The sequence below is a fragment of the Aliivibrio sifiae genome (assembly GCF_002954705.1).
Classification (GTDB): Bacteria; Pseudomonadota; Gammaproteobacteria; order Enterobacterales; family Vibrionaceae; genus Aliivibrio; species Aliivibrio sifiae_A.
This window is the reverse complement of sequence record NZ_MSCO01000003.1, coordinates 161,122-167,404: the sequence shown is the minus strand read 5'-3', so window position 1 is coordinate 167,404 and position 6,283 is coordinate 161,122. Positions and strand designations below refer to the sequence as shown.

Annotated in this window: 6 protein-coding genes; 2 read left to right on the top strand and 4 right to left on the bottom strand. The window is 41.6% G+C overall.

Annotated features, from left to right (window positions below; all coding sequences use genetic code 11):
• Window positions 1–116: 116 nt before the first annotated feature.
• Together envZ and ompR are read right to left on the bottom strand one after the other, a co-directional pair.
• Entirely contained in the window at window positions 117–1,424 is a 1,308-nt protein-coding gene (envZ, locus tag BTO22_RS18140) for a two-component system sensor histidine kinase EnvZ (RefSeq protein WP_105056700.1), read from the bottom strand.
• 462 nt (window positions 1,425–1,886) lie between these two features.
• Window positions 1,887–2,606 (bottom strand): osmolarity response regulator transcription factor OmpR, encoded by a 720-nt coding sequence (ompR, locus tag BTO22_RS18135; RefSeq protein WP_105056699.1) that lies wholly within the window; start codon window positions 2,604–2,606, stop codon window positions 1,887–1,889.
• Between the two features lie 208 nt (window positions 2,607–2,814).
• Between ompR and BTO22_RS18130 the strand changes: the two genes are divergently transcribed.
• The gene (locus BTO22_RS18130; RefSeq protein WP_105056698.1) at window positions 2,815–3,555 is read left to right on the top strand and encodes a ParA family protein; all 741 of its coding nucleotides are present in this window, start codon (window positions 2,815–2,817) and stop codon (window positions 3,553–3,555) included.
• 21 nt (window positions 3,556–3,576) lie between these two features.
• On the opposite strand, the gene pyrE is transcribed toward BTO22_RS18130, so the two are convergent.
• Entirely contained in the window at window positions 3,577–4,218 is a 642-nt protein-coding gene (pyrE, locus tag BTO22_RS18125) for an orotate phosphoribosyltransferase (protein ID WP_105056697.1), read from the bottom strand.
• A gap of 236 nt (window positions 4,219–4,454) precedes the next feature.
• A complete protein-coding gene (gene rph, locus BTO22_RS18120) occupies window positions 4,455–5,171 on the bottom strand; it encodes a ribonuclease PH (protein ID WP_105056696.1) in 717 nt (238 codons plus the stop codon).
• Between the two features lie 172 nt (window positions 5,172–5,343).
• On the opposite strand from rph, the gene BTO22_RS18115 reads away from it, so the two are divergent.
• The gene (locus BTO22_RS18115; RefSeq protein WP_060993371.1) at window positions 5,344–6,207 is read left to right on the top strand and encodes a YicC/YloC family endoribonuclease; all 864 of its coding nucleotides are present in this window, start codon (window positions 5,344–5,346) and stop codon (window positions 6,205–6,207) included.
• Window positions 6,208–6,283: the final 76 nt, after the last annotated feature.

The following is a 6,283-nucleotide window of genomic DNA, read 5'->3' as shown; positions in this document are numbered from 1 at the left end:
TTAAGGGGAGGGAACTGTATTGCGCATGCTGCAAGCAAGGCGATCTAAATTCTAGCTCTTCCGCTTTTTCTCTCCCTCACCCCTCGAGCGAAGCGTCCTCGAATCTCGTCCCTACTCTATCTCCCCAATGGAAACTCAACCTGAACCTTCAAACCACCTTCTCGACGGTTCGACAAGTTCACTTCACCTTGATGCTGAGTTACAATACGCTTAACTATCGCTAAACCTAATCCTGTACCTTCACTTCCTCGGGCGGTATCTCCACGAGTAAAAGGTTCGAAGACAGATTCTAGCTGTGCTTCATCGATACCGGGACCATTGTCTTCAATAATTACCCATGCAGTTTTACGATCAGCAGATACTCTTGTCGTTACTGAGATTAAATCACCACCATAACGAATCGCATTAACGACTAAATTAGTAATAACTCGTTTTATCGCGATCCCATTACCATGGATAGGTTTTGGTATATCCACCAAGTTGGTTTTAATCTCTCGTTCATAACCACCCTCAGATAAAATCACTTCATTAACAATGGTATTAATATCAACATCAATAAAGTCTTGTTTCGCAACAGGCTTTAAATAATCCATAAATTGACCGATGATCTCATTACACTCTTCAGTGTCTTTAATCATGCTTTCTGCAAGATAATCATCTTGAGGCGACATCATTTCTGTAGCCAAACGAATGCGAGTTAATGGGGTTCGAATATCATGACTGACCCCTGCCATTAACAAAGCACGGTCTTGCTCTAGCTGTTGAATACCTTTGGACATTTGGTTAAAAGCTCGAGTTACTGCTTGAATCTCTGATGCCCCTCTTTCTGGTAATGGGTCAGGAATTTCACCTTTACCCACTTTACGAGCCGCAGTTTGAAGCGCCATGAGCGGTCTATTTTGAATTCGTATAAATGCCCAGCCACCAAGAATAACAAGTAAGGCTATGATTAAGCTGTTTCTAAATAAGGGGGCAAAGTCTTCTTCTTGTAATTCAGAAAGAGGAATTCGCATATAATATTCAGGCATAGCGTCACTCTTCATCCATAAAACATAGCTATCAGCACCTAAAATTAAACGAACTTCAGTGGGTGAATCTAACTCTTGTGTCATTTCTTCACTCAGAAAAGCGATTGGGCTAGCTTGGTAATATTCTCTTAGCTCAGGATCATTCTCAGAATGAATACTCACCCCTAATTGCTCTAATAATTGGCGACGTAAAGGCTGATCTAAATGAATATTTTCTCCATCATCCAAAGTAACGTCTTCTGACAGCATCAAGCGCACTTCATAAGCTAAGATCCGATTAAACTGCTGTAAACTTGGTAATAGTGCATAGTTAAACACAGCAAGATAAGAAAATATTTGACTAGCAATGAGAAGTGATGCGAGGAGTAATAGTGTTCTGGCGAAGGTACTTTTCATGGGAGTTCTCGTGGTTGTTAATTTGAAGAGAGCTAGAGACTATACGCTACGCTAGCTAGAAACTATAAGATCGAGTATGGGTAGTGTAGTAAATTCTAGGTTTCAGGGCGCTTCGCTTGCAGGTTTCAGGAAGAGCAGAGTTCATAGGTAGTGGCTTTTAGCTCCTCCCCCTTACTAAGGGGGAGGCAGGGAGGGGGTCAAGAACTAACAACAAATAAATAAATAAAGTTAACTATGAATAAAATCAACCTTCATCGCAATAACCCCTCCCTAGCCCTCCCCTTATCAAGGAGAGGGAACTGTATTTTACACGCTGCAATCACAACAATCGCCTCTGAAATCTGCAGGGAGCTTGCGACCGATCTGAACTCTGCCTTTGCTCTTTACTTCCTGAAACCTGTTTTTAACGCTCTTCCTCGCCCCTTAAGCGAAGCGTACTCGATTCTCGTCCCTGCTCTTGCTCTACGCTTCTGCCCCATCCGGCACAAACACATAGCCTAATCCCCATACCGTTTGAATATAACGAGGGCGACTTGGATCTTCTTCAATCATACGGCGAAGACGAGAAATTTGAACATCGATAGAGCGTTCCATTGCTGAATATTCACGACCGCGAGCCATGTTCATTAACTTATCACGCGACATTGGTTCTCGCATGTTCGTTACCAATGATTTAAGTACTGCAAACTCACCAGATGTTAGTGGCATCGGCTCTTCGTTGCGGAACATTTCACGCGTACCTAAATTTAGACGGAACTCACCAAACTCAACCATTTTATCTTCAGCACTTGGTGCTCCTGGTGCTTCAATAACTTGACGACGAAGAACAGCACGAATACGCGCTAACAGTTCACGCGGGTTAAATGGCTTCGGTAAATAATCATCCGCACCCACTTCTAAACCAACAATACGATCAATCTCATCGCCTTTTGCTGTCAGCATTAAAATTGGCAGCATATTATTATTACTACGCAAACGACGGCAGATAGATAATCCATCTTCGCCCGGTAACATTAAGTCCAATACCATTAGGTGGAACGTTTCTCGTGCCAACAGACGATCCATTTGTTCGCTATTTGCCACACTACGAACTTGGAAGCCTTGCTCTGATAAATAACGCTCTAATAAAGAACGAAGACGAGCATCATCATCAACAACTAAAATCTTATGGTTTTCTTGCATGGGCTTAACCTCAATATATGTCTTATTTCAGTTTACTCATAAGTGAGCGCAAAAGAAGAACTATTTCATGAAAAGTGAGAGGTGAAATTGTTACTTTTTATGTAACAGCTTCAAATTTTAAACATAGAACGCAGTACTATAGGTTATTTACATGGCATATTGATTGCTTAGTTAATAGATAATCAATAAATCTAGCAGGTTCACTGATATGTTAGTCGGATATAAACGAGCACAATGTAAAAAGGTTCTTGTCATCAACCGTAAAGGTGGTGCAGGTAAATCCACCTTTGCAATTGCAATGGCGTCTTTTTATGCTCATCAGAATGTGAAAACTGAAATCATCGATCTTGACCCGCAAGGAACCAGTCATTTTTGGGGAAGTAAAAACGATGGTGTTAGAACAACTAAGTTCTTACCCTCTTCTAATGTTCCTTTCTCTCTGGCTTTACGATTAGAGGCTGACACCAGAATTACGGTCATTGATTCTCCCTCTAACTTCAGCCAATTTGAAATGGAAAAATATATCTCGATGGTGGATAAAATCGTCTTTCCGGTTCAACCCTCACCGATTGATGTTCACTCTATGCTGGGGTTTATTAAAGACTTAATTAAATCGCCTGCTTTTAGAAACAATAAAGTTGAGTTGGCATTTGTTATTACTCGCTGCAAAGAAGATAAACAAGGCACTGAGTTTGTTCATAAAGTATTGCAACACATGAAGTACCCGCTATTAGGTACTATGTCTGAGAGTCAGGCGTATCAAAATATGTTTTCTGAAAAGAACAGTTTTTTGATTAACCATCCTGAATTAGATAAAGAACTTTGGCAGAAGATGAAACAATGGCTTAATGTCGATATGACGCCACCACAAACGCCAGCCCTAGAAACAAAAAAAGTGGCTGAGCCGAAGCCAACCACTTATCGTTCTTTACTTAAAAAACGCTATTAACACATTTGTTTGAATCTACAGTTAGATACCAAACTCAGCACGGTACGCTTTTACTGATTCAAGTTGATCGGCATTGCCGCCCTTCTCTTCTAAGAAAGAGATCAGGTCAGTTAAACTTACGATTGAGATAATTGAACAGCCAAAATCACGTTCAACTTCTTGAATCGCAGATAACTCACCCTTGCCTTTTTCTTGGCGATCGATTGCCACAAGAACACCAGCAAGATCAGCACCGTTTGCTTGGATAATTTCCATTGATTCACGGATTGCAGTACCTGCTGTGATCACGTCATCCACTAGCATAATACGACCTTCAAGAGCACTACCGACTAGGTTGCCACCTTCACCGTGATCTTTTGCTTCTTTACGGTTAAAGCAGTATGGCTTGTCTGTGTCGTGGTGATCCGCTAACGCTACAGCTGTTGTCGTTGCAATTGGAATGCCTTTGTATGCAGGGCCAAATAGCACATCGTAATCAATACCTGATTCAACTAGTGCTGCTGCGTAAAAGCGACCTAAACGCGCTAAATCACGACCGGTATTGAATAGACCAGCGTTGAAAAAATATGGGCTTGTACGGCCTGACTTTAAAGTAAACTCACCAAACTTTAATACTTCTTTCTCAAGTGCAAATTCAATAAACTCACGCTGGTATGCTTTCATTTTCATTCTCTCTTTTTGATATTGTGATATTTCAAATAAAAAACTATACGCTACGCTAACTATATTGCTTCGCTCTAGATACTATAAGAGCAAACATCGATATCTTAAACATTAGCACTCACATAATCAGTGCTCTTGCTTTTATAGTTTCTAGCTAGCGTAGCGTATAGTTTCTAGCTGTTTCTTTTTGACACATAAAAAAATAGCCCCTGAATCAGGAGCCATTAAAAAATCAATTATTCGGCCAACGCCGCTTTCTGCTTCTCAATGATATCATTGATTCCCTGTTGCGCCAGAGCCAACATGTCTAACAATTCTTGATGAGAGAACGGCGCTTCTTCTGCCGTGCCCTGCACTTCAATCATCTTACCATCCTCCATCATTACGACGTTCATATCGGTATCGGCTGCTGAGTCTTCTAAATACTCAAGGTCACAAATCGCTTCGCCGTTGTAGATACCAACAGAAACCGCAGCAACATGACCTTTCATTGGGTTTGTTTTTAACTTACCCGATGCAATCATGTGGTTGATAGCGTCTGCTAATGCAACACTTGCGCCTGTGATAGAAGCAGTACGTGTACCGCCATCTGCTTGGATAACATCACAATCGACCGTGATCATTTGCTCACCTAACGCTTCTAGGTCAACAGCAGCACGTAGGCTACGAGCGATCAGACGTTGGATTTCCATCGTACGACCACCTTGCTTACCACTTGCCGCTTCACGACGGTTACGTGTGTGCGTTGCGCGAGGTAGCATGCCGTATTCAGCCGTTACCCAACCTTTACCTTTGCCTTTTAACCAGCGAGGAACATTTTCTTCAACACTTGCAGTACAAATTATTTTTGTATTACCAAATTCAACTAATACAGAACCTTCTGCGTGCGCAGTAAAGTTACGAGTAAGAGTAATTGGACGGACTTGCTGAGCTGTTCTTCCGCTAGGACGCATGGCAGATACCTTAATTATGACAAATTGTCGGCGATTATACCCAAGTACAAGAATAAAGCATAGCGTCGGTTTCTTTGATAAGCGCCACTTACTTCCTAAAGCGCTTATCTGCTATAGTATGCCCAATATTTTTATTCATCATCCTTCCTATTGATGATTTGAGGACGCTTACATGATCTACAGTATGACAGCTTACGCACGCCGCGAAGTAAAAGGCGATTGGGGAACTGCTGTGTGGGAAATCCGCTCAGTGAACCAACGCTATTTAGAAACGTATTTTCGCATGCCGGAACAATTCCGCGGTTTAGAACCTGTATTACGTGAGCGTTTCCGTAAGCGTCTTGCTCGCGGTAAAGTGGAATGTCACTTACGCTTTGAAGCAAACAATGCAGCAAGCAGTGAATTAAGAATCAATGAAGACCTAGCTCGCCAAGTAATTAAAGCGGCGCAGTGGGTGAAAACAGAATCTGGCGAAGGCGGCATTAACCCTTTCCAAGTTCTTCAATGGCAAGGTGTAATGGAAGCACCAGAGCAAGATTTCGACTCTATCAATAAAGAATTATTGGCGGAATTTGAACTGGCTGTGAATGATTTTGTTGAAGCACGTGCGAGCGAAGGCGAAAACATGAAAGCACTGATCGTTCAGCGTTTAGATGCGATCACAGAAGAAGCAGCAAAAGTTCGCGCTCGTATGCCAGAGATTCTAGAATGGCAACGTAACCGTCTTCTAACTAAATTTGAAGATGCGAAAATTGAATTAGATTCTTCTCGTGTTGAACAAGAGCTTATCCTTCTTGCTCAAAAATCTGACGTAGCTGAAGAATTAGACCGTTTAGATTCACACGTAAAAGAAACCACTAATGTAATGAAGAAAGGCGGCGCTTGTGGCCGTAAACTTGATTTCATGATGCAAGAATTTAACCGTGAAGCGAATACGCTAGCGTCTAAATCTATCAGCACTGATGTAACGGCATCTGGCGTTGAGCTTAAAGTACTTATCGAACAAATGCGTGAACAAATTCAGAACATTGAATAATCAATTCTGATTGTTAACCATTAAAAAAGCCTCGTTGATATAATCAGAGAGGCTTTTTGTTTATCTAATGGTACCT

Excerpts from the sequence above, each read along its gene's own strand:
- rph (WP_105056696.1), bottom strand. The coding sequence starts at position 5,171 with ATGCGTCCTAGCGGAAGAACAGCTCAGCAAGTCCGTCCAATTACTCTT.
- pyrE (WP_105056697.1), bottom strand. The coding sequence starts at position 4,218 with ATGAAAGCATACCAGCGTGAGTTTATTGAATTTGCACTTGAGAAAGAA.
- ompR (WP_105056699.1), bottom strand. The coding sequence starts at position 2,606 with ATGCAAGAAAACCATAAGATTTTAGTTGTTGATGATGATGCTCGTCTT.
- BTO22_RS18130 (WP_105056698.1), top strand. The coding sequence starts at position 2,815 with ATGTTAGTCGGATATAAACGAGCACAATGTAAAAAGGTTCTTGTCATC.
- BTO22_RS18115 (WP_060993371.1), top strand. The coding sequence starts at position 5,344 with ATGATCTACAGTATGACAGCTTACGCACGCCGCGAAGTAAAAGGCGAT.
- envZ (WP_105056700.1), bottom strand. The coding sequence starts at position 1,424 with ATGAAAAGTACCTTCGCCAGAACACTATTACTCCTCGCATCACTTCTC.